The sequence below is a fragment of the Paenibacillus koleovorans NBRC 103111 genome (assembly GCF_004000845.1).
GTDB classification, from domain to species: domain Bacteria; phylum Bacillota; class Bacilli; order Paenibacillales; family NBRC-103111; genus Paenibacillus_AA; species Paenibacillus_AA koleovorans.
The window spans coordinates 1-1,524 of record NZ_BIMA01000245.1; the positions used below are offsets into that span (position 1 = coordinate 1).

The 1,524-nt window shown below is 41.7% G+C and carries 2 protein-coding genes; one reads left to right on the plus strand and one right to left on the minus strand.

Features of this window, described 5'->3' with window-relative positions; genetic code table 11:
* On the plus strand, positions 1 to 193 hold a 193-nt coding region (locus PKO02S_RS33045), incomplete at its 5' end, for a hypothetical protein (RefSeq protein WP_218033999.1).
* 374 nt (positions 194 to 567) lie between these two features.
* On the opposite strand, the gene PKO02S_RS31990 is transcribed toward PKO02S_RS33045, so the two are convergent.
* Positions 568 to 1,467 carry a sensor histidine kinase gene (locus PKO02S_RS31990; protein WP_127589336.1) on the minus strand — a complete coding sequence of 300 codons (900 nt, stop codon included), beginning with the start codon at positions 1,465 to 1,467 and terminating at the stop codon, positions 568 to 570.
* Positions 1,468 to 1,524: the final 57 nt, after the last annotated feature.

Here is a 1,524-nt window from a genome sequence, read left to right on the forward strand (position 1 = left end):
TATGATAAAGACTGCGAAAAATGTAATAATAAGCGGTATTTTACTATCTCGTTTTCGTCTTATGAATCGGATGATACTAATTGCCGGACGGAGCTTATTTCTCTCCATATATTTTGCGACAAAAAACAAAACAGTAGAGGTTGGCCAAAATACGCTTAGAATGAAAATGGGGTTGTCTAGTAAATCATTTTGAACTTTGAATTGCAGTAGGATGACGCCAAAAATCATCTCAATAAAGATGTACGTGATTGCAATACAAACACTGAGCAACAATCGTTTCCTCAGGGGGATAAACTGAAAAAACAATATAAATAGAATTACGGATAACGAGAAAAAGTTAATCAGTCTCATAAATTCGGGAAAAGCAAAGAATAACAGATCAACTAGGACTGCGTGGACTATTGAGAAGAGTAGAATACGTTTGACGATGCCCGTTCTTGAAAGCCCAAAAGAAGTGAGACAACAATAAGTGATCGAAAACATTTGAGGCAAAGAGAAAGCAAAAACGAGCGAAAAGACCTGTGTCAAGTAATCAATCATACAAACCTCTCCAAACTTTGGATTTATCTACGATATTTTCTTAACTGGTATCGCTACAAAAAATGTAGTCCCTTCCTCTGGATCGCTCTCCACCTCAATCGTCCCGTTATAGAACTGCAACCGCTCCTTCACGATGGACAAGCCTATGCCTCGATTTTCGCCGGCTTTGGTGCTGTACCCGGCTTCGAAGAGCTTCGCTCGAACGTCTTGCGGGATATAGGTGCCTTTATTGTGGACGGTTATTAAAAGCTCGTTCTGCTCTAAGCCGCATTGTAATCGGACATATCGCTGCTCTTGCGGGAACTTCACGACTTCGTCGAAGGCGTTGTCCAGCAAATTGCCTATGACTTTGACTAGGTCGATGGACTTGGGACCGAGTTCTCGGCTATTGAATCCGGTGCAGTCGTACTCAAAATCGATTTTTAAGGACACCGCAATGGTGCATTTGGCTTGCACGAGCGCAGCCAAAGCAGGATTGCCGATGCTCATAATTTCGTTGATTTCAGAAGTCTCCCCCACCAGTTCTTGCGTGTATCGCTCTAGATCGTCAATCTTCTTCATCCGAACAAAAGAGGAAATGACCTGCACGTGGTTCATAAAGTCATGCCGCTGCCCACGAACGGTGGTAAACATGCGGTTGATGTCGTCGATGTAGAATTGTTGGGTCGATTTGATGGCTTCGTTGCGGGTTTCGGATACAAGTTTGAGTATCAAGACAAGTGAAACAAGTCCGATAGCCACACTCACAATTTGAATGTAATCTTTAACCTCGATATCTGTGTCATTAAATGACTTAGTTGAGATGATCCATACATTCATAAGCACAAATATGGAAAATAAAGTCAATATAAGCGGTATTTTACGATCACGCTTTCTTTTGATGAATTGAAGGATGGAGGCGCCTGGGTGGACTTTATTCTTAGCCATTTTTAAGGCTCAAAACCGAAATCAGTACTTGACAAAATGAACCAAACCCAAAAATGG

Excerpts from the sequence above, each read along its gene's own strand:
- PKO02S_RS31990 (WP_127589336.1), bottom strand. The coding sequence starts at position 1,467 with ATGGCTAAGAATAAAGTCCACCCAGGCGCCTCCATCCTTCAATTCATC.